The organism is Desulfovibrio psychrotolerans, from assembly GCF_013340305.1.
Lineage (GTDB): Bacteria > Desulfobacterota > Desulfovibrionia > Desulfovibrionales > Desulfovibrionaceae > Halodesulfovibrio > Halodesulfovibrio psychrotolerans.
Genome location: NZ_BLVP01000007.1, coordinates 303,893 through 329,863 on the forward strand (window position 1 = coordinate 303,893; position 25,971 = coordinate 329,863).

General features: G+C 60.6%; 23 protein-coding genes. 22 read left to right on the plus strand and 1 reads right to left on the minus strand.

The window, feature by feature from the left end; translation table 11 throughout:
• Positions 1–24: 24 nt before the first annotated feature.
• From purE to HUV26_RS07575, 21 genes are all read left to right on the plus strand, one after another.
• Positions 25–528 (plus strand): 5-(carboxyamino)imidazole ribonucleotide mutase, encoded by a 504-nt coding sequence (gene purE / locus HUV26_RS07475; protein ID WP_174409484.1) that lies wholly within the window; start codon positions 25–27, stop codon positions 526–528.
• Between the two features lie 180 nt (positions 529–708).
• Positions 709–1,146, plus strand: coding sequence for a hypothetical protein (locus tag HUV26_RS07480; RefSeq protein WP_174409485.1), 438 nt, complete (start codon positions 709–711; stop codon positions 1,144–1,146).
• A gap of 194 nt (positions 1,147–1,340) precedes the next feature.
• Entirely contained in the window at positions 1,341–4,133 is a 2,793-nt protein-coding gene (locus tag HUV26_RS07485) for an ATP-dependent DNA helicase (protein ID WP_174409486.1), read from the plus strand.
• A 497-nt stretch (positions 4,134–4,630) separates the two neighbouring features.
• Positions 4,631–6,247: a sulfate respiration complex hexadecaheme cytochrome HmcA gene (hmcA, locus tag HUV26_RS07490; protein WP_174409487.1), complete on the plus strand. Its 1,617-nt coding sequence runs from the start codon at positions 4,631–4,633 to the stop codon at positions 6,245–6,247.
• 14 nt (positions 6,248–6,261) lie between these two features.
• Positions 6,262–7,371 carry a sulfate respiration complex iron-sulfur protein HmcB gene (hmcB, locus tag HUV26_RS07495; RefSeq protein WP_174409488.1) on the plus strand — a complete coding sequence of 370 codons (1,110 nt, stop codon included), beginning with the start codon at positions 6,262–6,264 and terminating at the stop codon, positions 7,369–7,371.
• Positions 7,372–8,532: a sulfate respiration complex protein HmcC gene (hmcC, locus tag HUV26_RS07500; protein ID WP_174409489.1), complete on the plus strand. Its 1,161-nt coding sequence runs from the start codon at positions 7,372–7,374 to the stop codon at positions 8,530–8,532.
• A gap of 18 nt (positions 8,533–8,550) precedes the next feature.
• Positions 8,551–8,694: a sulfate respiration complex protein HmcD gene (gene hmcD, locus HUV26_RS07505; RefSeq protein WP_174409490.1), complete on the plus strand. Its 144-nt coding sequence runs from the start codon at positions 8,551–8,553 to the stop codon at positions 8,692–8,694.
• A 39-nt stretch (positions 8,695–8,733) separates the two neighbouring features.
• Positions 8,734–9,414 carry a sulfate respiration complex protein HmcE gene (hmcE, locus tag HUV26_RS07510; protein ID WP_174409491.1) on the plus strand — a complete coding sequence of 227 codons (681 nt, stop codon included), beginning with the start codon at positions 8,734–8,736 and terminating at the stop codon, positions 9,412–9,414.
• A 23-nt stretch (positions 9,415–9,437) separates the two neighbouring features.
• Positions 9,438–10,832, plus strand: a complete 1,395-nt coding sequence (hmcF, locus tag HUV26_RS07515) for a sulfate respiration complex iron-sulfur protein HmcF (protein WP_174409492.1) — start codon at positions 9,438–9,440, stop codon at positions 10,830–10,832.
• Positions 10,833–10,915: 83 nt separating this feature from the next.
• Positions 10,916–11,272: a response regulator gene (locus HUV26_RS07520; protein WP_174409493.1), complete on the plus strand. Its 357-nt coding sequence runs from the start codon at positions 10,916–10,918 to the stop codon at positions 11,270–11,272.
• Positions 11,273–11,333: 61 nt separating this feature from the next.
• A complete protein-coding gene (locus HUV26_RS07525) occupies positions 11,334–11,783 on the plus strand; it encodes an Rrf2 family transcriptional regulator (RefSeq protein WP_174409494.1) in 450 nt (149 codons plus the stop codon).
• 434 nt (positions 11,784–12,217) lie between these two features.
• On the plus strand, positions 12,218–12,721 hold the full coding sequence (locus tag HUV26_RS07530; protein WP_174409495.1) for an LSm family protein: 504 nt from the start codon (positions 12,218–12,220) through the stop codon (positions 12,719–12,721).
• A gap of 63 nt (positions 12,722–12,784) precedes the next feature.
• Positions 12,785–14,098 carry a transcription termination factor NusA gene (gene nusA / locus HUV26_RS07535; RefSeq protein ID WP_174409496.1) on the plus strand — a complete coding sequence of 438 codons (1,314 nt, stop codon included), beginning with the start codon at positions 12,785–12,787 and terminating at the stop codon, positions 14,096–14,098.
• Positions 14,099–14,143: 45 nt separating this feature from the next.
• On the plus strand, positions 14,144–14,332 hold the full coding sequence (locus HUV26_RS07540) for a YlxR family protein (protein WP_243451310.1): 189 nt from the start codon (positions 14,144–14,146) through the stop codon (positions 14,330–14,332).
• Between the two features lie 15 nt (positions 14,333–14,347).
• Positions 14,348–17,452, plus strand: a complete 3,105-nt coding sequence (infB, locus tag HUV26_RS07545; protein WP_174409498.1) for a translation initiation factor IF-2 — start codon at positions 14,348–14,350, stop codon at positions 17,450–17,452.
• 72 nt (positions 17,453–17,524) lie between these two features.
• Positions 17,525–17,815 (plus strand): DUF503 domain-containing protein, encoded by a 291-nt coding sequence (locus HUV26_RS07550; protein ID WP_174409499.1) that lies wholly within the window; start codon positions 17,525–17,527, stop codon positions 17,813–17,815.
• 31 nt (positions 17,816–17,846) lie between these two features.
• The gene (locus tag HUV26_RS07555) at positions 17,847–18,827 is read left to right on the plus strand and encodes a DHH family phosphoesterase (RefSeq protein ID WP_243451306.1); all 981 of its coding nucleotides are present in this window, start codon (positions 17,847–17,849) and stop codon (positions 18,825–18,827) included.
• 4 nt (positions 18,828–18,831) lie between these two features.
• A complete protein-coding gene (gene truB / locus HUV26_RS07560; protein ID WP_174409501.1) occupies positions 18,832–19,758 on the plus strand; it encodes a tRNA pseudouridine(55) synthase TruB in 927 nt (308 codons plus the stop codon).
• A gap of 28 nt (positions 19,759–19,786) precedes the next feature.
• Positions 19,787–20,056: a 30S ribosomal protein S15 gene (gene rpsO, locus HUV26_RS07565; RefSeq protein WP_174409502.1), complete on the plus strand. Its 270-nt coding sequence runs from the start codon at positions 19,787–19,789 to the stop codon at positions 20,054–20,056.
• A 187-nt stretch (positions 20,057–20,243) separates the two neighbouring features.
• On the plus strand, positions 20,244–22,496 hold the full coding sequence (pnp, locus tag HUV26_RS07570; RefSeq protein WP_174409503.1) for a polyribonucleotide nucleotidyltransferase: 2,253 nt from the start codon (positions 20,244–20,246) through the stop codon (positions 22,494–22,496).
• A 297-nt stretch (positions 22,497–22,793) separates the two neighbouring features.
• Entirely contained in the window at positions 22,794–23,066 is a 273-nt protein-coding gene (locus HUV26_RS07575) for a hypothetical protein (protein ID WP_174409504.1), read from the plus strand.
• A gap of 129 nt (positions 23,067–23,195) precedes the next feature.
• Here the strand turns inward: HUV26_RS07575 and selB are convergent, their stop codons facing one another.
• Positions 23,196–25,115 carry a selenocysteine-specific translation elongation factor gene (gene selB / locus HUV26_RS07580; RefSeq protein ID WP_174409505.1) on the minus strand — a complete coding sequence of 640 codons (1,920 nt, stop codon included), beginning with the start codon at positions 25,113–25,115 and terminating at the stop codon, positions 23,196–23,198.
• 365 nt (positions 25,116–25,480) lie between these two features.
• On the opposite strand from selB, the gene HUV26_RS07585 reads away from it, so the two are divergent.
• Positions 25,481–25,876 carry a secondary thiamine-phosphate synthase enzyme YjbQ gene (locus HUV26_RS07585; protein WP_174409506.1) on the plus strand — a complete coding sequence of 132 codons (396 nt, stop codon included), beginning with the start codon at positions 25,481–25,483 and terminating at the stop codon, positions 25,874–25,876.
• Positions 25,877–25,971: the final 95 nt, after the last annotated feature.

The following is a 25,971-nucleotide window of genomic DNA, read 5'->3' on the forward strand; positions in this document are numbered from 1 at the left end:
CCGCAACCCTTCAGGAGAACAGGTATGCCACAGGTCGGCATTTTCATGGGCAGCATTTCAGACGAGGACACCATGCGCCCCTGCACCGAGGTGCTGGACACGCTGGGAATAACCTACCACTTTACCGTAAGTTCGGCGCACCGCACCCCGGAGCGCACTGAGCAGCTCATCGATTCGCTGGAAAAAGACGGCTGTCAGGTCTTCATCTGCGCGGCGGGCATGGCCGCGCATCTGGCAGGTGCCGTTGCCGCGCGCACGCTCAAGCCCGTTCTCGGGGTGCCTGTCACGGCATCCAAGCTGGGCGGCATGGATGCCCTGCTCGCCACGGTGATGATGCCCCCCGGCTATCCCGTAGGCACCGTGGCGCTGGATAAGGCCGGTGCCAAAAACGCAGGCTGGCTTGCCGCGCAGATCATCGCCCTGCAAGACCCCGCCGTGGCGCAGAAACTGGCCGCAGCCCGTGCCGAGTTCAAGGAACAGGTCATCAGGGGCGCAGAAGAGCTGGAAGCCCGCATGGCTGCCAAGTAGCCTTTCGCGCATACGAAACAACAAAGGGCCGTCCGAAGGGGCGGCCTTTTCTTATCTCTCCAGCATTGTTAAAAAGTTATAATTCCTCCTCTCCATTCATCGAGTATCCTGTACGGCAATAAGAACTGGAGCCAGTCACGGACAAAGATCCGCTGGCCCCGCCAACAAATGGAGAACATCATGAAAAAACGTACCGCCGTCCGCCTGTGCATAGCCCTTATTGCAGCCCTCCTTCTGATCTCAGGCCCGGCCTTGCTCAACGCCGCCCCGCCTGCTGCGGACCACTCGGCCCATGTAGGTCACGAAGCCGTTGAGGCCGCCGGCGAGATGATTGAAGGCGCAGATACCATGTTGGAAGCGACTGATGCCATGGACAAGGAAGCCATGACTAAAGGCGAAATGAAGATGGAACATGGCAAGAGCAAAATGGATAAGCACTCCGGCATGAGTGAAGGCAAAAAAATGATGATGGAAGGGCATTCCAAGATGATGGAAGGCAAGAAGATGATGGAAGGCGGCGATATGGAAAAATGCAAGATGATGATGCAGGAAGGCCACGCCAAAATGATGGAAGGCAAGAAGATGATGGAAAAAGAAGCTGAAGCCCCGAAGCAGTAATCAAAAATCCCCCCAATCAAAAATCCCCCCTGTCCGCCAATGTCACTACACAGTGCGGGCAGGGGGTTATTTTCCCCCTCACCCCGCAAACCCTGCATATTCCATATTCCACGCAGCCTCCCTTTCCGGCACTGCCCCGTTTTCCTCCCCTCTTCCCACCTGACAGCCGCCGCCGGTTCGGCTACAAGGAACACATGTTCCAGCCGCTCATGCACCCCATAGGCGATATCGGCTTTGTTTTCGCCCACATGGCCACCCCGCCCGGCCATGCCGCCACGCCGTATGCCGTGGCGGCCATACGCCTTTCTCCCGCAGGGGTGCAGACGGAATATACCTCGCTCATCCGCTGCCCCCTCACCCGTGCCCGCGACTACATGCACTCCCATGTCAGCCGCAGGCAGCTTGCGGCGGCACCGTCCCATGAGCAGGTGCGGGAAGAGCTGTGCGCCTTTCTTGCCGGACTGGAATGCGTGCTCTGCTTCGACCCCTACGATGCCGCCCCCGCGCTGAAAACCCTGCTGGACGGCACCCGCGTGTTCGACCTCGGCTTTGCGGCAGATTTCTTCATGCCGTGGGCATCCACCGCCTCCCCCCGCCAGATGTGGGAGGTCATCCACGGACAACCGCGAGACAAGGTGAGCTTTTCTGCGGAAGAAGGCGCGGAACTGTGCCTTGCCTTCACCCGGCACCTCTTCGGCACCGTGCTGGCAGACAGCCGCTTCCCCGGTGCGCGCTCCCTGCGGCACTACCTTGCACACAGCGACACCCTGTTCGGCGATATGTGCCGCCACCTCATGCACCGCCACGGCGACTACTTCGGCGGCGGACTCGTGCCTCCGGTCACGGCGGAAGATACTGCGGATTGGCAGCAGTTTCTGGAACAGGCCCCGGCGGTGGACAAGCAGGCGGGCAACGCGCCCTCCGGCGGTCAGGCCTTCACCCCCGTGCCGGAAAAAGAGATACGCCAGCTGTACGAGCAACTGGCACATACGCGCAAAGGCTACCGGGTGCGCGAACCGCAGGTCGCCTATGCCGGGCACGTTGCCCACGCGCTGAACATCAACGCCGTGGCCTGTCTGGAAGCAGGCACCGGAACGGGCAAAACACTGGGCTACCTGCTGCCCGTCATGGAATTTCTCAAACGCAACCCCGGCCAGCGTGTGGCCATCGCCACCTACACCAAGAGCCTGCAAAACCAGCTTCACGGCAACGAACTGGAAGCCTGCCGCGCCCTGTTCGGGCAGTACCGCAGCATCCCGTCCGCCCTCATCAAGGGCAAAAGCAATTACGTGTGCGCCGCCAAACTGGACGATGTGCTCTCGCCAGACCTGCGCGGCCCCGGGCTGCTGGCATGGCTCTTCTTTGTGAACATCTGCTTCCGCTACCGCCTTGCGGATTGCGAGGACATCTCCCCGCGCCTGCGCAGACGGCTGGATGCAGACCGCCAGCTCACCTCGCTCATGCTGGAAGTTTCGGCAGGCAGCGGGTGCCACGCCACGCACACCCGGTGTCCCGCGCAGGTGGTCACGGCAGAGGCAGCCAATGCCCGCCTTGTCATCACCAACCATAACAAACTCATCCTCATGGAAAAGGACGGCAAACTGAGCGGGCTGTTCCGCCACTGCATCATAGATGAAGCCAACCACTTCGAAGATGCGGTGCGCAGTGCCATGAGCCCGGAAATAGCCGCATCCGACGTGCGCGGTCATGTGCGCTACCTGCGTGAACAGTGCCGCAGGCTGTCAGTATCGCCCTCTGCCCCCGAACCGGACAGGCGCAAGGCCGAATCCGCCGTGGAGGCCATGGGCACCCTGCTGCGCGCCATGGACGACCTGCGCGACAAATTTCTGTCCATGGACAGGGGGGCACTGGGCGGCGCGGTCTCCATCCCCCCCGCGCACAGCGCCTTCAGCGGCGGCAGCCTTGCCCACGAGCTGAAACGCCTGCATGCCCTCATGGAATCGGTGCACGAGCACACGGCCCTGTTCGCGGGCAAGGAATCGGCGCGCCTGCCCATGCACTACAAGGCACTCTCCCGCTGCCGCACCATGCGCACCCTTGTGCACGAGTCCATGTTCAGCCTTGCCCAACTGCGCACCGGGCTGGATTCGGAAGGCACGTGGCAGTCCGTACAGGTCTTTCCGCGCAGCTGGACCATAAGCGGCGGGCATGTCTACGTGGGACCACTGGTGCGCAACCACATTCTGTCCCGGCGCGATACCGTGGTCTTCACCTCCGCCACGCTCACCCATCAGGCCAGTTTCGACCCCTTCCGGCGCAGTCTCGGGCTGGGCAAGGGCACGCAGCCTGTCATTTTCGACAACCCGGAACTTCCGCCCAAACCTTGCTTCGTCACCCGCGTTGCGCCCCCCTTTGAGCCGGACTTCTCCCTTGTGGTGCCCTCCGGCGCGCCCACCGCCGTGTTTGAGCACAAAACCACATGGCTCAACTACGCCGCGCAGGAAATCCCCCGCCTCATAGACGCCAACCACGGCGCAACACTGGTCCTCTGCGCCAGCTATGACGACCTTGAGGCACTGCGCGAACGGCTGGAACAGGAGTACGACGGTGAATATCCCCTCCTGTTCCAGAAGAAGGGAGAACCGCCCGCCGCCCTGTGCGACGAATTCCGCGCCGCCCGCGAAAGCGTGCTCTTCGGGGTGGAAACCTTCTGGCACGGGGTGGACTTTCCCGGCGACACCCTCACGCAGGTCATCATCACCCGCCTGCCCTATCCTTCGCCCGCCTCGCCTCTCATGGACGCCCGCCACCGCTGCCTGCCGGAAGCCGCCTACTGGGACCGCTACCGCTACGAAACCGCCATTAAATTCCGGCAGGGCGTGGGCAGGCTCATCCGGCGCGAAACGGACAGCGGCATTGTGGTGGTGCTGGATAACCGCCTGCTTGCCAACAGAAACCTCGCCCCCTGCCCCATCATTGAAGGGCTGCACAACCTTCCGGAGCGTCACAGGCGCGGCAGGCGGTAATACCCGCGCGTAATTCTCGGAAAAAATTCGCTCCATTCCGCGCAGGGTTATTTCCTACCGGAGTTGTCCATAACCCTTTTCCCACCTGCCTTCCGGGGCCGGGCCTCCCTCAAGACTGGTCACTTGAACAGTTTTAGGCGCAATCATTTCAGCACATTACCCACGCAAAACGCACCCGAAAAAATTTCAAAATCGCTTGACGACCCCTGTCATTTCGCCTACCTGATGGGTAGGAATTAACTCATACCAACATGGTAGGTTTTTACCTGTAGGAGGTATGGGTTTACGGCAGCCGTGCGGAAGGGCGCGACTGCCGGAAAAACCAAGACAAACGCCGCAAACCATTCTGCTCAGCCACCATATGTCTCATATGGCGGTTTCGCTTTTGCGGCAGGGTCTCATACCTGTCACACGTTCCGACGGGAACCGGAACGGAGACATCTGGCTGAGGGAAGTCTGAAGGACGTGTGTGTAATTTCATCGAAAGGACTGCCACTATGATGAAAGGAAGATCACTGCTGCGATGGGCGGGACTGCTGATTGCGGTTGCGCTTGTCTCGGTCTGGGGGCACGAAGCGCGTAGCTCCAAGGCCGCAGGTGACTCTGCCGCAGGTTATGCCGATATCATCACCATCGATATCGTCGGGGAGATGGGAAGCACGGAGCTGCCTCCTGTCACCTATCGTCATGACCTGCATACGGAAGCAATGAAAAAACTGAACAAGGATTGCTCCGCCTGCCACAAAACGCAGGATGACAAAATGTCCCTCAAATTCATGCGCACCGAAGACGGCAGCGTAGCGGAGATGAAGGAACTGTACCACTCCAACTGTTTTGCCTGCCACGCGGAACAGGCTGCTGCGGGCAACAATACCGGCCCGCAGGACGGCCAGTGTCGCTCCTGTCACAACCCACGTCCCGCCGCAAATTCGGAATGGAAGGACGTGGGCATGGACAAGTCGCTCCACTACCGCCACATCGCTGCCAAGACCATCAAGGTGGACGGGCAGGACGTGAACTGTGCGGCATGCCACCATGTGTACGACGAAACCGCGCAGAAGGCCGTGTGGAAGAAGAACACGGAAGATTCCTGCCGCGCCTGTCACAAAAACGCCCCCACCCCCGTGGTTGAGGGCGGCGAAGCAATGAAGCCCGCCCTGAACGATGCGGCTCACCTTGCCTGCGTCACCTGCCACGTTTCCACCGCCACTGCGGGCGGCGACACCGGCCCCGTGACCTGTGCTGGCTGCCACACCGATGAGGCACAGAAGCAGTACAAGGTTGTGGCCGAAGTGCCCCGCCTTGAACGCGGACAGCCCGATGCAACGCTCGTCACCGCAGACAACCTGAAGAAGGCCACCCTTCCCGCCGTTGCCTTCAACCACAAGCTGCACGAAGCCGCGCTGGACAACTGCCGCACCTGCCACCATGAAGGCATAGCCACCTGCACCACCTGCCACACGCTGGCGGGCAAGGCAGAAGGCAACTTCGTTCAGCTTGAGCAGGCCATGCACTCCCTGAAGTCGCAGGCATCCTGCGTGGGCTGCCACGACACCAAAAAGCAAGACCCCTCCTGCGCCGGCTGCCACAGCATGATGCCTGCCTCGTCCGCATCGCAGCAGTCCTGCGCTTCCTGCCATAACACCACGGGCTTCAAGCCTGAAGAACTGGAAGGCATGAGCAACGACGTAAAGCGCGCCGTGGCAGACGCCATAGTGGCGGAACGCCCCACCGCAATGCCTACCTTCCGCGATGAGGACATACCGGAAACCGTGAAGATCGACGCCCTTGTCGATAAGTACGAAGCTTCCAACATGCCCCACCGCAAGATCGTAAAGACCATGATTGCCGCTGTTGCCGACAGCCGGATGGCCGCCGGATTCCATACCGACGCCGCCACCTTCTGTCAGGGCTGCCACCATAACAGTCCCCTCAGCAAAACGCCTCCCAAGTGCCAGAGCTGCCACGGCAAGCCCTTTGAACCCTCCAAGGGCGACCGCCCCGGGCTCAAGGCCGCCTACCACCAGCAGTGCATGGGCTGCCACACGGCAATGAAGCTTGAAAAGCCTCAGGCAACGGCATGCGCAGACTGCCATGCCGAGCGCACGAACTAGGAGGAGCAGTTAATATGCATCGCAGAAAATTCCTGAGCCTGCTGGGCGGTGCCGGGCTTGCCTCCGCAATGGGAGTAACCAAGTCCCAGGCCGCCAGCGGTCACTCGTTCAACGGCTACCCCGATGCCATGGGCGTGCTGCACGACAGCACCCGCTGCATCGGCTGCCGCAAGTGTGAAGAGGCCTGTTATCAGGTGAACGACCTGCCCAAGCCGGAAAAGGAATTCAAAGACCTTACCGTGCTGGATACCAAGCGCAGAACGGACGCAAAAACCTACACCGTGGTGAACAAATACAACACGGCAGGGCTTGAGCATCCCATCTTCCGCAAACAGCAGTGTAACCACTGCATGGAACCTGCCTGCGCTTCCGCCTGCTTTGTCAAGGCGTTCACCAAAAACTCCGACGGTTCCGTTACCTATAACGGTGATCTGTGCGTGGGCTGCCGCTACTGCATGATCGCATGCCCGTTCAGCGTGCCCACCTTTGAATATGACGACGCCTTCGACCCGCTTATCCAGAAGTGCACCATGTGTCATCCGCGCATTCAGGAAGGCAAACTCCCCGGCTGCGTGGAGATATGCCCCAAAGAAGCGCTTACCTTCGGACGCCGCGAAGACCTGCTGGGCATCGCACGCGACCGCATCCGCAAGTACCCCGACCGCTACGTGAAGCACATCTACGGTGAACACGAAGCGGGCGGCACCAACTGGCTGTACCTTTCCGGCGTGCCGCACACGGAACTGGGCCAGATTGAAGTGGGCAAAACCTCCGCGCCTGAGCTTACTTCCGGCGCGCTGGGTGCCGTGCCCATGGTTGTGGGCATCTGGCCTGTGCTGCTGACCGGCGCCTACGCCATCAGCAAGCGCAAGGAAAAGATCGCGCAGGAAGAAAAGGCCGAGGCCGTGCGTGCCACCCGCGAATCCGCGCAGGAAGAGGCGGAAGCAGCGCTGAAGGCAGCCATGGATAAGGCTACCAAGGACAAGGCTGCCGCCGTGGAGCGCGAGGTGAAAAAGGCCGTGGCGGAAGCCGAAAAGGCCTTTGAGGAAAAGCTCGCCGCCGCGCAGGCTCCTGCCGGGGAAGCAGACACCGGTGCCGGGGAATCCCCGGAGGAGGAAGCATAAATGAGCAGCAATCAGAAATCGTTCTGGACGCCGGGCAACATCCTCACCGCCTTCATTCTGGCGGGCGGGCTGGTGCTCACGGTCCTGCGCTTCACGCAGGGCATCGGCGCGGTCACCAATCTTGACGACAACAACCCCTGGGGGGTCTGGATCGGGTTCGACCTGCTGTGCGGCGTGGCCCTTGCCGCCGGCGGCTACGTAACCTCCGCCTCCTGCTACCTCTTCGGCCTGAAGAAATACCACTCCGCCGTGCGTCCCGCCATTACCACGGCCTTCCTCGGCTACTTCTTCGTGGTCATCGCCCTCTTGTACGACCTTGGTCACCCGTGGCGTCTGCCCTACCCGCTGGTATGGTCGCAGGGTACCACCTCGCTTCTGTTCGAAGTGGGCCTGTGCGTCGCCACCTACGTCACCGTGTTGTTCGTGGAATGGTCCCCCGCCGCGCTGGAGTGGCTGGGCTTCCGCAAAATCCGCAACTTCGTGATCAAACTCACCCTGCCGCTCACCATTCTGGGCGTGGTGCTCTCCACCATGCACCAGAGTTCTCTGGGCGCGCTGTTCGTCATTGCCCCCGGCAAGCTGCATCCTCTGTGGTATTCCAGCTTCCTTCCGGTGTTCTTCTTCATGTCGTCCATGGTGGCAGGCGCCTCCATGGTCATCTTCGAAGGGGCGCTGACGCACAAGGGGCTGCACCATAAGATGGACAAGACCCATCTGGAAGAGGCGGAAGGCGTGGCCTTCGGCATGGCCAAGGCTGCCTCGTTCATCCTGCTGGGCTACTTCTTCATTAAGATGTTCGACATCACCATGGATAACGACTGGCACTACCTCGCCACCGGCTACGGCGCACTGTTCATGGTAGAAATGCTGGGCTTTGTGGCCCTGCCCGCCTTCCTCTACGCCCTTGGTGTGCGCGAAAAGAACCTGACCATGGTTCGCGTGGCCTCCGTGTTCGGCGTGCTGGGAATCGTATTCAACCGCTTCAACGTAAGCATGCTGGCCTTCAACTGGCAGCTGCCCGCGTCTGAGCGCTACTTCCCGCACTGGATGGAGATAGGCATCTCCATCTTCATCGTCACCCTCATCGTCACCACCTACCGGTTCATTGCGACCAAGATGCCCGTTCTGTACGAGCATCCTGAGTACAAGGACGCCCACTAGGCCAAAGGAGCAAGAACAATGGAACACATTTTCTACACCCTCCACGACTTCATGCTGCACACCAAGACCATCACCTATCTTCTGATGGGTCTGGCACTGGTCAGCTTTGTCGGCTACTGGCTGTTCCTTACCGGCAGAGACGAGAAAATCCGGAAGTACTAGCCGGCGCGTCTGCCGCCTCAGCAAGACAAGGAGAATACGATGATTGGATTCCTTACCGGACCGATGCTCATGATATCCCTTGCGATTTTCTTCGGGGGACTCGCGTATCGCGCCGTCATGTATGTAAGGGGCCTTAGCTGGCAGCTCGACAGGGTGGCCTACAAGCCCCACTTTACCCACGGCCTGAAGGGTGCCCTGCACTCCATCCGCCGCTGGATGATTCCCGGCGGAACCTACGGCTGGCGTACCCAGCCTTTCATGGCCGCCGCCTTCTTCCTGTTCCACATCGGCGCAGTGCTGGTACCCCTGTTCCTTCTGGGACATCAGGTACTGCTCAAGCAACTGCTCGGCTTCAGCCTGCCCACGCTGCCCTCGCTGGCAGCGGACGTGCTGACCGTTGTGGCCATTATCGGCGGCGTAATGCTGGCCCTGCGCCGCATTGCCCTGACCGAGGTGCGCATCCTCACCACGCCGTACGACTGGTTCATTCTGGCCGTCTCCGTGGCACCGTTTGTGACAGGCTTCATCGCCCGTATGCACTGGGGCAACTATGATTTCTGGATCATAGCCCACATCCTTACCGGCGAACTGCTGCTCATTATCGCTCCCTTCACCAAGCTCTCGCATATCGTGCTTTTCTTCATGTCCCGCGGTCAGCTGGGCATGGACTACAGCATCAAGCGCGGCGGCATGAAGCGGAACTACGCCTTCCCCTGGTAACAGCGAGCCTCTAGGAGTAACCCATGCCTGAAGGTACCTTTTGCAATAAGCAGCCCATCAACACCGAGGAAGACCTTAAGTCTCTTCTCGGAGACAAGGGCGGCGCGCAATACTATGAAGAGATGAAGCATCTGGACGTGGACGTGCCCGCGCTGGCCGCCACACTGGAAAAAACCTGCAAGGCGCGCATCCGCACGTGGCTCGAAATATGCGCCCACTGCGGCATGTGTGCAGACTCCTGCTTTCTGTATCGCGTTTCCGAACGCGACCCCAAGCAGGTTCCCGCTTACAAAATACAGTCCACCCTTGGCGTCATCGTCAAGAACAAGGGCAACGTCAGCAACGAGTTCATGCGCCACTGCGTGGACGTGGCATGGTCGCAGTGCACCTGCTGCAACCGCTGCGGCATGTACTGCCCCCACGGCATAGACATGGGCGTTATGTTCAGCTACCTGCGCGGCCTGCTGTTCTCTCAGGGCTTTGTGCCGTGGGAGATGAAGATAGGTTCCGGCATGCACCGCGTGTACAACGCCCAGATGGACGTGACCGAAGAAGACTGGGTGGATACCTGTGAATGGATGGCCGACGAATACGGCGAAGAATGGCCCGGCCTTGAGATTCCGGTGGACAAGGAAGACGCGGACATCATGTACACCCTGAACGCCCGCGAACCCAAGCACTACCCGGAAGACCTCGCGGAAGCGGCCATTCTCTTCCACATTGCCGGAGAAAACTGGACCGTACCCAGCACCGGGTGGGAACAGACCTCGCTTGCCATGTTCGCCGGAGACTGGGCCGCCTGTAAAAAGCAGGTGGAAACCGTTTACAGCGCCATAGAGCGTCTGCGTCCCAAACGGGTTGTGGGCACCGAATGCGGCCATGCGCACCGTGCAACGGTCATAGAAGGCCCCTACTGGGCAGGACGTGAAGACGGTCTGCCGCCCGCCCCCTATATCCACTATGTGGAATGGCTGGCAGAGGCCCTGCGCACCGGCAAGATAAAGATAGACCCCAGCAAGAAGATCAAGGAACCTGTCACGCTGCAGGACTCCTGCAACTATATCCGCAACCACGGGCTTTCCAACATTACCCGCGAAATCATGAGCTATATCGCTGAAGACTTCCGGGAAATGGCGCCCAACCGCGAGCACAACTACTGCTGCGGCGGCGGTGGCGGATTCAACGGTATCGGCAAATACCGCCATCAGCGCAACGAAGCCCTGAAGACCAAGCGTGACCAGATACTCGACACCGGCTGCAAACTGGTGGTGGCCCCCTGCCATAACTGCTGGGACGCCATCCGTGACCTTGAGGAAGAATTCGAAATCGGCATACGGTGGACCTTCCTCAAGCCGCTCATCCTGAAAATGGCCATCATACCCGACCACCTCAAGCTCCAAGAGGATGAGGACGAATAGGCCGCAACGCGGGGAGGCCCTGCGCCTCCCCGCTTCACTTTCCTCAGGTGCCGCAATGCGGCACGCCAACAGGAGCGGATGTCATGGCTCAACACATTCTGGTGATCGACGATGATGAGAACATTGTCGAATACCTTGTGAATGTCCTGACAGCCCGCGGGTACGAAGCAGATGGAGCCACCGGCCGCGAGCAGGCCCTGCGCCTTGCAAAGGAAAATCCGCCGGACCTTGTCACTCTGGACATGGAAATGCCCGGAGAGGAAGGGGCCCTGCTCTACAGGGATCTCGCGGCCCTGCCGGGGATGGAGCACATCCCCTTCGTGCTCATGTGCGGACTTCAGGGCATACACCACGCGGTGCCCAACGCCGTGGCCACGGTGAACAAGCCTTTCGACCCGGACAAGCTGGCGGGCATAATCCGCAGCGCAACAAAAGTATAGCGGTTCCGGCGCGCACCATGCGCGCCGGAACACATTACCCGAAAAAAAGACCAAACCCCGCATGAAACTGACCACACGAAGCCGCTACGGCACCCGCATGCTGCTGGATATTGCCATGAATCAGGAAGATGGCCCCGTATCCATAAAGGATATCGCCTTGCGTCAGGAGATTTCGCTGAAATATCTGGAAAAGCTCATGCGGGTTCTGAAAAAAGAAGGCTACATAAAGAGCCGCCTCGGTGCTCACGGCGGATACATTCTCGCCCGCGATCCGGCAGATATTCCCATTGGTGATGTGGCCTATGCTCTGGAAAAAACAGCCCCTTGCTACGACTGCGACGAGCGGCAGAACTGCTGCCCGCGCATGCATGTGTGCCTTACCCGCACCATATGGGAAGAGGGTGCCAAGGCCCTGTACAACAAGCTGAATACCTTCACCCTTGCCGACCTGATCCGCGACACCTCCCTCTGCCCCAAAAACCAGCCGGATTCCGTGCCGCCACGCGTATAGGCCCCTGCGCACAAGTCCGCATGTTCGTGCAATGCGCCATGAACACTCCGCAACAGCGTTACAATGCCCCACACTGAAGCACTATGGTGCATTTTCCGACAAACGTCTGCTGCAAGATGATGCCCCTCTGCCACACTACAGAAGCCGCCCTCCCGTTCTATGCTGCGGGAAGTAGAATACCTTGCACAAACCTCCCGCCACCACGCCAAAATGCTTGACACAACACTATCCAATGCGTATCAGTTCATGGTTTGGCAGCGCCGGAGGACCGTTTCTCCGGCTGTCGCAGGTCCGGCGTTCGCGCCCTCATGCGGCAATGCCGAGACATCCTGTAGCCGCTTGGCGGCAATGACCGGGGTGGCCGTGCGGCCCCCTTTTTTATTGCCCCATGCCAGCGCGCAAGGCGAATTTTCTTACGGACGGAGGGCACCCGCATGGGTGGCGACGCAACAAGGCAACGCATTAAAGACATTGTGGAACCCATTCTCGAACCCATGGGCGTTGCCCTGTGGGGGGTGGAGCTGGGAGCGGGACCACGCCTGCTTGTCCGCATCTATGTGGAAGGGCCGGAAGGCGTTACCATTGACCAGTGCGCAGAAATCTCGCGGCACACAGGTCTTGCCATGGAAGTGGAAGATGTGCTCTCCAACGCGTATATTCTGGAAGTCTCCTCGCCGGGACTGGAACGCCCTTTCTTCAGCCCGGCGCAGATGGCAACATATGTCGGTTCTCCCGTTGTCGTGGTGCTGCGCGAAGCGCACCCCGACATGGCCGGCCGCCGCAAATTTCAGGGCGAACTGACAGGGGTGGAGGACGAAACCGTCACCCTGCGCCTTCCCGAGCAGGACTGCACACTTTCCGTGCATTGGAACGATATTAAGAAAACGCATCTCGTCCATGTTTTCCCCGACACGGGCAAGGGCAAGAAAAAGCGTTAGCATGGCCGCAAGGCATACACGAAAGCCACGAGAGCCACGAGAGCGAGTCGGAGGACAAGAAGCATGAGCATGGAACTCAAAAAAGCCATAGACCAGATCAGCAAAGACAGAGGTCTTGACCGCGAAATGCTGGTTGATACGCTGGAAGAAGCGGTGCGCACCTCTGTGGTCCGCAAGTACGGCGAAGATCTGGATGTGGAAGTGAGCTTCAACGAAGAATCCGGAGAAATTGAAGTTTTTCAGTTCAAGATCGTCACCAAAGATGTGGAGAACGATCTTACCCAGATTTCGCTGGAAGAGGCTCGTCAGCACGACCCGTCCGTTCAGCTTGATGATGAAATGGGCTTCCGCCTGAAGGTGGAAGACCTCGGCCGTATTGCCGCGCAGTCTGCCAAGCAGGTCATCATCCAGCGTATGCGCGATGCCGAGCAGGAAATCATCTACGAAGAATTCAAAGATCGCATGGGCGACATCATCAGCGGCATCGTGCAGCGGCGCGACAAGTCCGGCTGGATCATCAACCTTGGCCGCACGGAAGCACTGCTTCCCAAGGACGAGCAGATCCCACGCGAACACTATAAGCGCGGCGACCGCGTACAGGCCATCATCATCGAAGTGCGCAAGGAAGGACGCGGACCGCAGGTCATCGTCTCCCGTTCGCACCCCGACTACATGGCCGTGCTGTTCAAGCGCGAAGTTCCCGAGGTGGACGACGGCACCGTTGTCATAATGAACGTAGCCCGCGACCCGGGCAGCCGCGCCAAGGCGGCGGTCATGTCGCGCGACCGCGATGTGGACCCGGTAGGCGCCTGTGTGGGCATCCGCGGCTCCCGCATTCAGAACATCGTCCAGGAACTGCGCGGCGAACGCATAGACATCGTGGTCTGGAGCCCCGATGTTGCCACCTATGCACGCAACGCACTCTCTCCCGCCCTCATCAGCCGCATTATCATTGATGAGGACGAAAACATGCTGGAAGTGGTGGTGCCGGACGACCAGCTCACCAATGCCATCGGCCGCAAGGGGCAGAACGTTAAGCTCGCCTCCAAGCTGCTGGGATGGAAAATCGATATATTTACGGAAAGCCGCTACAACGAGGCAAACGCCATCGGTCAGGGGCTGGAGCAAATCGCCAGCGTTGCGGAAGTTCCGCTGGAGGTATTCGTCGGAGCCGGTTTCCAGACCATCCAGAGTCTGCGCAATGCCAGCGAAGAGGAATTGTTGGCCGTTCCGGGACTCACTGTCTCCAAGATAGCGGACCTGAGAACAGCCATCAACTTCCTGTTCTCGGCAGTGGAGGAACCCGGAGATGACGGCAAGGCCGCACCGCAGGAAGCGGAGACTTCCGCGACGACAAGCGGTGAGGAAGCGGAATAACGCCGGATGGAGCATACCGTTCGGAAAGCCCATGCGCCAACGCGCATGTGCGTGATATGCAGAAGCAGGCACCTTAAGCGCACGCTTCTGCGGTACGTCTGCCCCCCGGCAGATAACAGGGAGGCCGCGCTGATCTTCGATCAGGCGCAGCGGTTACCAGGCCGGGGTTATTACATCTGCACCAATCCTGACTGTGCGCAACGGTTTGCCCGGTTTAAGGTTCGGCGGAAGTAAGGGGGTTTGAAAGCAATGAGTGACGAAAAAACAAAGATACGCGATGTGTCCGCTGAACTGGGCGTTCCCGCCAAGGACCTTATGTCCATGCTCCGGGAGCTTGGCGTTAACGCCAAAAGCCCCATGAGCACCATCAGCACGGAAGATCTCGCCCGCCTCAAGGACCGTGTGAAGTCCGGTCCGGCACAGCGCGAAGTGCTGCGCAAGGAAACCGCCTCCGGGGTTATCGTGCGTCGCAGGCAGCAGGCCGACAAGCCCGCCAGAACGGCGGACAAGACTCCGGAGCCTGCACCGGCAAAGCCCGCGCGAGCAGAAGAGGCTGCCCCTCAGAAGCCCGCTGAAGAACCTGTGCGTGCACGCATCATCCGGTCTGCAGGCGAAGAAGCTGCCAAGGCGGAAGCTCCTGCGGCTCGCATTGAGGCGCCTGCGCCCAAGCCCGCCGCAGAAACTGCCGCCCCCGCAGCAGCCGAGCATACCGCTCCCGAAGCGGTAGCCTTGGAAAAGGCCCAGCCTGCTGGCCAGACGACTGGTCAGGCAACTGGTCAGGCGACTGGTCAGGCTCCAGCCCAACCGACAGGTCAGGCCACAGGCCAGACCGAAAGGCCCCGGGAATACTCCGGTGCCGCTGCTGCTGCCGAAGCCGCTGCCCGCCCCCTGTCGCGTGATGGCGATGCCGCAGAAGGCGAAGATGACGAAGCCGCCCGCAGACGCAAGAAAAAGAAGCCCAAGAAGCGCGAAGAATTTGCCGCACCGCAGGTGCGCATCATCTCCATGCCTTCGCCGGTGAAGCCTGAACCCGAACCGGTTCGGGCAGCCCAGCCTGCAGAAAGGACCGACCGTCCAGACTACCGCCCCGCTGACCGGACCGGAGAAAGAACCGACCGTCGTCCCGACTACCGTCAGGACAGAGGTGACGGACGTCCCCGTCCGGCCGGAGCACCCGGTGGTGCACCCGGCGGCGCAAGGCCTCCGTATGGACGCGACGGGCAACGCCCCGGCGGATTTACCGGCGGACCGAAGCCGACCGACGGTCGTGATGCCGGTCGTGACGGACAGCGCCCCGGCGGCCCCCGTCCCGGCGCGCCGCGTCCCGGCGGGTTCTCCCGTCCCGCTCCTGCCGATGCGCCCGTACCCGCCACCGAAGAATCACGCAAACGCCACGCCAAGACCAAGCGCACTGTGGAATTCGGACGCACGGAAACCGCCACAGAAGACTTTGGCAAGAAGGGCGTGCGCGGCACGAAAAAGGGAACCAAGGATCAGGCCGTTACCGCTTCCGATGAATGGCATCGTGGCCGTAAGCCCAAGCGCGGCAAGCGCAAAGAGCAGACGGGTTCCACCCAGCCCATCAAGGCGGCCAAGCGCAAGATCAAGGTGGATGAAGCCATCCGCGTGTCCGACATGGCCCACCAGATGGGTGTGAAGGGCTCCGAGGTCATCAAGGTTCTCATGAAGCTTGGCGTGTTTGCCACTATAAACCAGTCGCTGGATATAGACACCGCCACCCTGGTGGGCGCCGAATTCGAATACGAAGTGGAAAAGGTGGGCTACTCCGAAGAAAACCTCCTGCTGCCCCGTGCGCAAGATGTGGATTCCGCAGAGAACCTCAAGCCCCGTCCGCCCGTTGTTACCATCATGGGCCACGTTGACCACGGCAAAACCTCTCTGCTGGACGCCATCCGTACGTCCACCATTGCAGAAGCCGAGGCAGGCGGCATCACGCAGCACATAGGCGCATACCATGTGACCACCAAGCGGGGCGACCTGTGCTTCCTCGACACCCCCGGCCACGAAGCGTTTACCGCCATGCGTGCCCGCGGTGCCAAGGTTACGGACATCGTCATCCTCGTGGTGGCCGCCGATGACGGCGTCATGGAGCAGACCCGCGAGGCCATAAGCCACGCCAAGGCTGCCGGCGTTCCCATCGTGGTGGCCGTGAACAAGATTGACAAGGAAACCGCCAACCCCGATCGCGTTATGCGCGAACTCTCCGAACAGGGCCTTGTTTCGGAAGAATGGGGCGGCGATACCATATTCGCCAAGGTCTCCGCCAAGACCCGCGAGGGTCTGGACGACCTGCTGGAACTGCTGGCCCTGCAGTCCGAAGTGCTGGAACTGAAGGCCAACCCGGACAAACTTGCCCGTGGCCACATAGTGGAAGCCAAGCTGGACAAGGGCCGTGGCCCGGTTGCCACAGTTCTGGTGCAGGAAGGCACGCTCAATCAGGGCGATGTGTTCGTGTGCGGCAGCTTCTCCGGCCGTGTGCGCGCCATGTTCAACGATCAGGGCAAGAAAGTGCTGAGCGCAGGTCCTTCTACTCCGGTAGAAGTGCAGGGCTTTGACGGCGTGCCCGAAGCCGGTGACGAGTACGTGGCGCTGGAAGATGAAAAGGTGGCACGCCGCATTGCGGAACAGCGCGCGGTCAAGCTGCGCGAGCGCACCCTTGCACGCGAATCCAAGGTCACGCTGGAAACCTTCCTCTCCCGCAATGCGGACACGAAGGAAGCGCAGAACCTTAACGTGGTGCTCAAGGCAGACGTGCAGGGCTCGGTGGAAGCCATCGTGGAAGCCCTGCGCAAGCTGGCCACCGAAAAAGTGCGGGTGGAAGTCATCCACAGCGGTGCCGGTTCCATCACGGAATCCGACATCCTGCTGGCTTCTGCATCCGATGCGGTCATCATCGGCTTTAACGTGCGTCCCACGGTCAAGGTCAAGGAAATGGCCGACCGCGAAGGCGTGGATATCCGCTTCTACGACATCATCTACAAGCTGGTGGAAGAGATAAAGGCGGCCATGGCCGGTATGCTGGCTCCGGTGATCAAGGAAGTGTACCTCGGCCAGGCCGAAGTACGCGAAACCTTCAGTGTGCCCAAGGTGGGCATCATCGCAGGCTGCATTGTGGAAGGCGGCAAGATCACCCGCAACGCGGGCATCCGCCTGCTGCGCGGCGGTGTGGTTATCTACACCGGCAAAGCCACCTCCCTGCGCCGCTTCAAGGATGACGTGAAGGAAGTGACCAAGGGCTACGAATGCGGTATCGGACTTGAAAACTTCAACGACATCAAGGTCGGTGACGTCATCGAAGCCTTCGATACCGTGGAAGAGGCCGCTACCCTCTAGACAAGCACTCCCGGGGCCGGACGGAAACGTCCGTCCGGCCCCGTTTTTTTTTCCGCAGGCAGGCAGTAAATCATGGTCATCGGCGTGCTTTCGGTGGAATACAGACTGCACGGCAACGACTCGCTCAAGGGCAAGCGGCGCATCGCCAACAGCCTGAAGCAGAAGGTACGCAACACGTTCAACGTGTCCATAGCCGAAGTAGGTTCGGAAGACTCGCTCAGCCGCCTCTCCCTTGCCGTTGTGTCGGTCAGCAACAGTGAACGGCATCTTCAGAGCAGGCTCACCAAATGCCTCAGCATGATGGAAGCCGTCTGCCACGAGGAAATGGTTTACAGTGACATGGAATTTTTCGGCATAGAGTAGAAACGCAATGCAAAGCACCGTGCAGAAGGTAATGCACATACTGCGGGAAGAGGACGACTTCCTCGTTACCGCCCACGTAAACCCGGACGGCGATGCCATAGGCTCCATGAGCGCGCTCGCGTGGATGCTTTCGCGCATGGGCAAGCGCGTTGCCGCGTATAATGAAACGGGTATTCCGCATTATCTGCAGTGGGTGGAATTTCCCTGCCCCTTCTCCAGCAGCCTGCACCATCTTCCCTTCACACCGCGCCGCCTCATCGTTCTGGACTGCGGCAGCGCCGCACGGGGCGGCGAGGCTCTGGAACAATACGCGCAGGGCATGCCTTCCCTCTGCATTGACCACCACATCAATACCCCCGGCTTTGCCGATGTAAACTGGATAGACCCCGGATTTGCCGCCGTGGGCGAAATGCTGGCTACTCTGGCACTGCAAATGGATATTTCGCTGGAAGGCCCTCTGGGCGAAGCCGTGTATCTGGCCATGGCATCAGACACGGGCAACTTCTCCTACGGCAACACCACCCCGCGCACGCTGGAGATAGCGGCGGCCATTGTCCGCAGCGGGCTGGATCTGGAATCCTTCACCGCCAAGCATGAGACCAACTGGTCGCTGAACCGCGTGCACCTTTGGGGCAGACTGTTTAACAGCGTGCATCTGGCACTGGACGGTCAGGTGGCCTACATGACCCTGCCGGATTCCCTGTTTGAAGAGACAGGCACCGCCCTGGAAGATGCAGAAGGTATTGTCAACTACCTGCGCCGCATCGTGGGCGTGAAAGTGGCCCTTACCCTGCGCGATGCCGGACCGGATAAATGCAAGATAAGCCTGCGCACCCACGGCGCGCTGAACGTGCAGCAGGTGGCGGCGGAATTCGGCGGCGGCGGTCACCGCAATGCGGCCGGAGCCGTTCTTGCCATGCCCATAGACAGGGCGCTGGAAGCCGTGCTTGACGTGCTGGCCCGGAAACTGGGACCGGGCGCACACCCGGGACTGGACGAATTGCGGGCTTAAGTATATGCCAAAACAGTATCCCGAACAGCAAGACGGCGTGCTGGTGGTTTATAAGCCCAAAGGGCCGTCTTCCGGTGCGTGCATTGGCAGCATTAAACGTCTGGGACAAAAAAAGATAGGACACGCCGGAACGCTGGACCCCATGGCGCAGGGCGTGCTTATCGTGTTGCTGGGACAGGGCACCAAACTGTCCGGCCACCTCATGTCCGGCGGCGAAAAGGTTTACTCCGGCACCCTTAAGCTGGGAGAAACCACTGATACGCTGGATGCCGAAGGCACTGTTGTTTCCACCGCACCGTGGAACCACGTGACCGAGGCGGATATACGCCGCGAAGTGCAGGCATGGCTGCATCTCTCGGAACAGGAGGTTCCCTCCTACTCTGCCGCCAAGCACAACGGGCAGCCGCTTTACAAGCTGGCGCGCAAGGGCGACGAAACCCCGGTCAAGATTAAGACCGTGCAAATTTCCCAAGCGGAAGTTCTATCGTGTGAACTTCCGTACGTACGTTTCCGGGTGCGTTGCAGCACCGGCACCTACATTCGGTCCCTGGCCCACAGCCTGGGGGAACGATTGCAGTGCGGCGCGGTGCTCACGGAACTCATCCGGGAATACAGCCACCCGTTCTCGCTGGACCAGGCATATGCGCTGGACGAGATCGTAGCGGCTCCGCACACCCTGCCCGAGCGGGTCATCCCGCTTGAAAAGGCCCTGCCCCAGTGGCCCAAGATTGTCTTGGATGCCGCAGAGGCGAGGAATGTGCAAAACGGGCTGACGGTTCCCTACTGCCCGGAACGTATTGCCAACATGCCTTTTTCCGAAGGCATATGCGCAATGCTTCTGGGACCGGACCGCACCCCGCTGGCACTGGCGGAAACGCAACTCGTACAGAACCGGCCTGCATGGACCATCGTGCGCGGACTGTGGCGTTAATCAACCTCAAGACTCGGAGGATATTGCTGTGGTAATGACGCCTGAACAGAAAAAGGCCATTATTGACGAACACGCCCAGAAAGAAGGCGACACCGGTTCCCCTGAAGTGCAGGTTGCGCTGCTCACCGCACGCATCCAGTACCTTACCGGCCACTTCAAGGACCACAAGAAAGACTTCCACTCCCGCACCGGCCTGCTCAAGATGGTCGGTCAGCGCCGTAAGCTGCTTAAGTACCTTCAGAGCAAGGACATTCAGCGCTACCGCGAACTGATCAAGAAGCTCGGCCTCCGGAAGTAGGCTTTCAACGGGGAACCCCGTGCGGGGTTCCCCGTTCACTTCACGCGGCACAGGCCGCACTACGCAGTCGCGTGAAAGGGGGGTCCGGGAAGAGTATCTTGCAGGCCGCACGCATCGGCCCGCCGCAGGGCACGCAAGGTTTTCCCCCCGGAATCCCCTTCACGCAAAGAAGAAAGGATTCATAGTTATGGAAAATCTGTTTGGCGCAAAGCGCATCGTAAAAACCGTCGGCGGTAAAGAAGTCTTCTTCGAGACAGGCCGCCTTGCCAATCAGGCCGACGGAGCCGTGTGGATTCAGTGCGGCGGAACAGTCGTTCTGGTTACCGCATGCTCCCAGCCCCTTGTCCGCGACATGGGCTTCTTCCCGCTCACCGTGGAATACTCCGAAAAGATGTACGCCGCAGGCCGCATTCCCGGCTCGTTCTTCCGCCGCGAAATAGGCCGCCCCAGCGAGCGCGAAACCCTGTGCGCCCGCGTCATAGACCGCCCCATCCGCCCCATGTTCCCCAAGGGGTTCAGGGATGAGGTGCAGGTGCTGGCAAACGTCATCTCTTCGGACCAGACGCAGGAATCGGACGTTCTGGCTCTTACCGGTGCCTCTGCAGCCCTGACCATCTCTTCCATCCCGTTCAACGGCCCCGTGGCCGGTGCCCGCGTTTGCCGCATTAACGGCGAATTCGTGCTCAACCCGGACATCAAGGAAATGGCCGCCGCAGACCTTAATCTGGTATTCGCCGCCTCCCGCGATGCCGTGGTCATGGTGGAAGGCGAAGCGCGCTTCGTGCCCGAATCCGTGGTGGCTGCCGCTCTGGAATGGGGCCACAAGGAAATCGGCCCCCTGCTGGACGCGCAGGAAGAACTGCGCGCCCTTGCCGGAAACAAAGAAAAAATCACCTTCGTGGTGCCTACCCCGAATGCTGCCCTGCTGGAAAAGGTCACCGCCCTTGCCATGGCCGATCTGGAAGAAGCCCTGCGCATTCCTGAAAAGATGGCCCGCAAGGACGCACGCAAGGCCGTGAAGGCAAAGGTGCTGGAAGCACTGGCAGAAGACCCGGACTACGTGGAAGACCCCACCCCCCTGCAGGAAGTGGGCGACATGCTGTCCGGACTGGAAAAGAAGATCGTGCGTGCCCGCATCCAGAAGGAAGGCGTGCGCCTTGACGGACGCGACATGCGCACCGTGCGCCCCATCAAAATCGAAGCAGGCATGCTGCCGCGCACCCATGGTTCCGCCCTGTTCGCACGCGGCGAAACCAAGTCGCTGGTAGTGGCCACCCTTGGCAGCTCCACGGATGAGCAGCGCATGGACTCCCTGACCGGCGATGTAACCAAGCGCTTTATGCTGCACTACAACTTTGCCCCCTACTGCGTGGGCGAGGTAAAAATGGTGCGTGTTTCCCGCCGCGAAATCGGCCACGGCGCACTGGCGGAAAAGGCCCTGCGCCCCATCCTGCCCGGCCCGGAAGATTTTCCCTTCACCCTGCGCGTGGTGGCAGAGACCATGGAATCTAACGGTTCCTCCTCCATGGCCGCTGTGTGCGGCGGCTGCCTCTCGCTCATGGACGCGGGTGTACCGGTTTCCGCTCCTGTAGCGGGCATCGCCATGGGACTTATCAAGGAAGGCGACGACTACATCGTGCTCACCGACATCCTCGGCGATGAAGACGCCCTCGGCGATATGGACTTCAAAATCGCCGGCACCGCAGAAGGCGTTACCGCCGTCCAGATGGACATCAAGATCTCCGGCATTCCTTCGGATGTCATGGCCCGCGCCCTTGATCAGGCACGTGAGGCCCGTCTGCACATTCTGGAAGAGATGAACAAGGTTCTCCCCGCCTCCCGTCCCAAGCTGTCGGACTACGCCCCGCAGATTGCCGTGCTGGAAGTGAACCCGGAGATCATCCGCGTCATCATCGGCCCCGGCGGCAAGAACATCAAGGCCATCACCGGAGCCACCGGTGCCTCCATCGACATAGAGGACAGCGGCAAGGTAACCATCTTTGCCCCCACCCTCGAAGCGCTGGAACAGGCCCGCGAGATGGTGCAGTACTATGACCAGCGCGCAGACGTGGGCAAGGACTACATGGGCAAGGTCAAAAAGATTCTGGAAATCGGCGCCATTGTCGAAATCCTGCCCAATGTGGAAGCCCTTGTGCACATCTCGCAGCTGGATATCGCCCGCGTGGAAAAGACCGAAGACGTCTGCGCCCTTGGCGAAGACATGAAGGTCAAGGTCATCGAAGTTTCCGACGGACGCGTCCGCGCCAGCCGCAAGGCTGTGTTGCTGGAGGCAGAAGGCACCCCGTGGAACCCTGAGGACACTGCCCGTCCCCGCGGCGGTGCGCGCAATGACCGCGGCGGCGACAGAGGTGACCGTGGCGGACGCGGTGGCGACCGTGGCCGCGGCGGTGACCGTGGCGACAGAGGCGGCCGCCGCTAACCCGGCTGCCGGTCTGCGCATGCCGCATACCGCTACAAATCTCCGAAACTGACGAAACGGGCGCGCAAGCGCCCGTTTTTTACGTCTGTCCGCCACTGGCTGCCGCCTTTATTGCCCGTTGCGCATGTCCGCCACGCACACACCAATCGCTGCGTCCACTTGCATATTGACAGTGCGCTTCTTTGGGCGCATATAGAGCGTCCACCGCCTTTGTCGGCTCTCGGGAAGTACCGACAGGACGGCTCACGTGGGGGGATAACCGCTGCCGGGGCAGCGAAGCCACGTCGAGAGAGTGCCATGTATTCAGTGGATCATCTGGTGCACCAGCACCAAAAGCAGATGGATAAGTTATCGCGTCAGCAGGAAAAAGCTGCGCGCAAACGGGAAAAGCAAAGCCTCCGGCTGGAAGACGCCTTCTCACGGCTGCGTGAAGAAGTGACGCAGACCGTATGCCAGGAAACCGGCGTTGTGGTGCCTGCACTGGACAAAGGTGCGCGCCCAGCACGTTTCGGCGGCAGTCGCACTGCCCGGTGGAGCTTCATGCACACCCTGCGCAGCCTGCTCTTCTGATGCCAAGCACCCGCGCGGTGCTCTGCCTATATGCTCCTGCACACAAGGAAGCCGCCCCGTGGGCGGCTTCTTCGTTCAGTTCCCGGCAAACAAATGGCGCTGCAAATCACCTTGCAGGCTCTCCTGTCCCTATTGCCCGCCCCGCAGCTTGCGCCTGTCACCCACACGGATAGTTACCTTGGCCTTGTCAAAGTACTCCAGCAGCGGAATGAGATACTTGCGGGAAAGCCCGGTCAGGTCACGGAATTCGTTGGGGCCAAGATCCTCATGCGTGGCAAAGTAGCCGCGTACCATGCCCACCAGCTGCTCCATGGCCGCGCCGTGAAAATACATGCCGTCCTTCACCTTCACCAGCTCACCGGAAGTTTCCAGCAGCCGCAGCACGGGTGCCGCCTCCTTGGCATCCACGCTCAGCGGCTCAAGCACATCCTTGAGGTTGGGCGGGGTAATGCCTGCCGATGCGTGCGCCTCAAGCAGAGCCTTGCGCAGCCCTTCCTGATCCGCTGCAAGCGAGACCTTGTGGTCGGCCAGCCGCAGCACATCGCCTTCCACCACCAGCCTGCCCTGTTTCAGCAGCCGCTCCACAATAAAGTGCACAAGCTTGGGCGCAAGCCGCCTGCCCCAACCGGATGTGAGCATGCCGCGCGCCATGCCGGGCTTGAGGGGCTCCCGGCGGTGATAGTCGGCCACAAACGTCACAGCACCGTCCGAAAGCTCGTCCATGATATTCCCGGCCACATACATCCGTTCTTCCTTGTCAAAGCAGGCCAGCTCCTGCCTGCCACCCAGCAGGGCAAGCCCCTTATCCAGCGCCTTGGTCTCAATATCCGTAAGAATGCACAGCTCCCGGAAGCTCACGCCGCCCTCCGCCGCAATCCCCACATGCAACCGGATGCGTTCTTCCGGCTTGGCTTTGCCAAGGCGCTGCAACGCCTCCAGTATTTCTGCGTAGCGCGGATGCTTTTTGCGCAGCGGGGTTGCGTTGGGATGCAGCAGCTTTCCGCCCGCCACAGTCCGCAACGGCGAGAAGGAGCGCACCACGCAGCGGTCGCCGTACACGCCTACCATGGGGTCGGCAAACCGCATCTCGCACAGGGCGGTTTCTCCGGGCATGAGCTTGTCGCGGTCCGGGAAATACAACCGTGCCAGTGTCTCGCGCGAGCCGTGGTGCACGTGCACTTCCGTGCGGTTCTTCAGGGGGGTGGGCGCGGAAGAAAGGCACATAAGCTCCACATGCCACGTGTGCGAGGCAAACAGCGCCCCCGGCAGGGCCACCACGTTGCCGCGCTCAACATCCGCCACCTCCAGCCCGTGCAGGTTCATGGCCGTGCGCCTGCCCGCCGGGGCCACATCCACCGTGCCGCCATGGCTCTGCAAGCCGCGCACCTTGGTCATGCGGTCGCCGGGATACAACTGCACGTCCGTGCCCACGGACACGGAGCCGGAAATCATGGTTCCCGTCACCACCGTGCCGTGTCCGCGCATGGTAAACACTCTGTCCACGGGCAGGCGGAACAGGTCGGAACGGCGCTGCGGCGCAAGCTCTTTATCCATACGCGCAATGTGCTGGCGTATGGCCTCCAGCCCCTGCCCCGTATGGGATGAAACCGGAAAGATGGGTGCGCCCTCAAGGAACGATCCTGCAAGAAAGTTGGCCACGTCCTCCTGCACCAGCGCAAGCCATTCCTCATCCACCATGTCCACCTTGGTCAGAGCCACAAACCCTGTGGGAATACCCAGCAGCGAACAGATTTCCAGATGCTCCCGCGTCTGCGGCATCACGCCTTCGTCCGCCGCGATGACCAGCATCACAAAATCAATGCCGGAGGCTCCGGCCACCATGTTTTTGACAAACCGCTCGTGCCCCGGCACGTCCACAATGCCCATGCGTCCGCCGTCCGGCAGGTCAAAGAAGGCAAACCCCAGTTCAATGGTAATGCCGCGCTTCTTCTCCTCTTCCAGCCGGTCGCAGTCTATGCCCGTAAGGGCTTTGACCAGAGTGGTTTTTCCGTGGTCTATGTGTCCGGCGGTGCCCAGTACAACTGGCATGGCGGCTCCTTGGCTTGGTGTGATCGGTTGCGGCGTGTGCGGTGGCGAAAGGTCGGCTGCCGCCGTGACGCAGGTTCACGGCGGGCATGAAGGTTGTAGGGCAAAAACGCCTTGTGCTCAAGCGGGCAGGCGGGGGACACGGCAAACGCCGGAGCACCCCGCGCCGGGGCTTGGCCTTGAGGCGTTTTTCACGCTACACATGGATGGGAATAGATAGCGGATAGAGACCGATTGAGACCCATTGCGCCCGGCTGAAACGGCGAGCACCCGATAGAGAGCGACAGTGCCCGATAGAGGCAGGCAAAATCAATATATGACAAGGACACAGACCGCACAACGGTCTTACCCCTGCAGGAGGCAGCACCATGCAGAAACTGGATATCCGCACCACAGAACGCGAGCAGCTTATAGACATTACCGCAGACGTGCGCCGCGCCGTGCGTTCGCAGGGCTGGCAGCAGGGCATGCTGCTGCTCTACTGCCCCCACACCACAGGGGCCGTAACAATAAACGAAGGGGCAGACCCGGACGTAAAGCGCGATATTGTGGTGAACATGCGGGCCATGGTGCCGCGCCGTGGCGACTACCATCATGCAGAAGGTAACAGCGATGCCCACATAAAGACATCACTGTTCGGCCCGGCTCAGATGCTCATAGTAGATGCCGGGGATGTTATGCTCGGCACATGGCAGGTTATTTATTTCTGCGAGTTTGACGGGCCACGGCAGCGCACCCTGTGGATGCAGTTTGTGGGCGAGTAGCAGCCGTTCACCTGCCACCTGTACAGAGCAAGCAAAAACCGCCCTCCCTTGCGGGAGAGCGGCTTAGATTCATACATTGCCGTTGTGCAGGGCAA